This window comes from Streptomyces nanshensis, from assembly GCF_001751255.1.
Taxonomy (GTDB): Bacteria; Actinomycetota; Actinomycetes; order Streptomycetales; family Streptomycetaceae; genus Streptomyces; species Streptomyces nanshensis_A.
Window position 1 is genome coordinate 1 of sequence record NZ_LJGW01000563.1, and the last position, 1,608, is coordinate 1,608.

A 1,608-nucleotide genomic window follows, 5' to 3' on the forward strand; every position below is an offset into this window, starting at 1 on the left:
GACCGCGGCGCCGGTCGGGTTCTGCGCGCGGGCGGTGACGACCAGGGCGCGTGCTCCCTCGCGCAGCGCGCGAGCCGCCTCGTCCGGGAGCGGGCCCTCGTCGTCGACGGCCACGGGCACGGCCCGCAGTCCGAGGGCGGGGATCAGGTCGAGCAGACTCCCCCAGCCCGGGTCCTCCACGGCGACGGCGTCGCCGGGACGCAGTTGCGCGGTGAGCACCCGCTCGATGGCGTCCAGCGCTCCCGAGGTCACCGCGAGCGGGCCGTCGGGCACTCCGTCCCCGTCCAACTGCCGCCGTGCGGCGCGTGCGAAGGGCTCGCTCACGGCCGGGTCGCCGTAACGCACGCTGCGCCGGGCCGCGTTGGCCGCGGCGGACGCGAGGGCGTCGTGCAGATCCGGCAGCAGCGCGGTGTCGGGGTTGCCGGTGGAGACGTCCACGCAGTCCTCGGGCACTTCGGGGCGGATCGCCTCGCGCGGGGTGCTGGCGGGACGGTCGCGCACGCGGCTGCCGCGCCGCCCGGCGGTCTCGATGACGCCGCGGTCGCGCAGGCTCCGGTAGGCGGCCGCGACCGTGTTCGCGTTCACGCCCAACTCGAGCGCCAACTCCCGTACGGGCGGCAGCGGTTGGCCCGGCCCGAGACCGCCCGTGCGCACGCCGCTCTCCACGCTCGCCGCGATGTCCGCAGCGCGCGAGCCTTCGATCCGGTAATCTTCTAGCACAAACGAAATTATGCACTAGTACAAAATCGAGCGCAAGGGAGACTTCCGTGACGGAGACCGCCCCCTCCCCTGACCCCTCCTCCGCCTCCGGTCCGGACTCCGACCCGGCTTCCGGCTCCGGTTCCGGTTCCGGTTCCGCCGACTCCCGCGAGCGGGACGGCGCATACGCCCCCACCGGACGCACCGTCCCGACCCGGCACCGCGACCGTGCCGCGTACGACCGCGAGACGGTGCACGCGATCCTCGACGACGACTGCGTGTGCCATCTGGGCTTCATACGCGACGGCGCCCCGGTGGTGCTGCCCACGCTCTACGTGCGCCGGGGCGAGCGCCTCTATCTGCACGGCTCCACCGGCTCCCGTCCGCTGCGCGCCGCGGACGGCGGGGACGGACTGCCGGTCTGCGTCACGGTCACCCGGCTCGACGGGCTGGTGCTGGCGCGTTCCGCTTTCCACCACTCGCTCAACTACCGCTCCGTGCTGGTCCACGGCAGGGCGCACCGGGTCACCGACCCGGAGGAGACCGCGGCGGCCCTCGACGCGCTCGTCGACGGCGTCGTCCCCGGACGGGCCGCCGACTCCCGTCCCGCCGACGCCAAGGAGCTGGCCGCGACCGCCGTGCTACGGCTCGACCTGGACGAGGTGTCGGCGAAGATCCGCGACGGCGACCCCGCCGACGACCCCGAGGACCTGGCGCTGCCGTACTGGAGCGGCGTCGTCCCCGTCCGCCGTACGTACGGCACTCCGGTGCCCGCCGCGGATCTGGCACCGGGCACGGAACTGCCCGGTTATCTCAACGGCCGCTGAGGCGCGGCCCGTTCACGCTCCGGCGTCCCGGATCTGCGGCGGCCGGGCCGCGGGCGGCGGTGCGCCGGCGGCGGGGTCCCCG

The 1,608-nt window shown here is 75.2% G+C and carries 2 protein-coding genes; one reads left to right on the plus strand and one right to left on the minus strand.

All coding sequences use genetic code 11. The annotated features are described in order from the left end of the window. Positions 1–720 (minus strand): aminotransferase class I/II-fold pyridoxal phosphate-dependent enzyme (locus AN218_RS29745; RefSeq protein WP_141747750.1); only part of this gene is annotated, 720 nt, incomplete at its 3' end. Positions 721–767: 47 nt separating this feature from the next. Between AN218_RS29745 and AN218_RS29750 the strand changes: the two genes are divergently transcribed. Further along, on the plus strand, positions 768–1,526 hold the full coding sequence (locus AN218_RS29750) for a pyridoxamine 5'-phosphate oxidase family protein (RefSeq protein WP_079132730.1): 759 nt from the start codon (positions 768–770) through the stop codon (positions 1,524–1,526). Positions 1,527–1,608 lie beyond the last annotated feature (82 nt).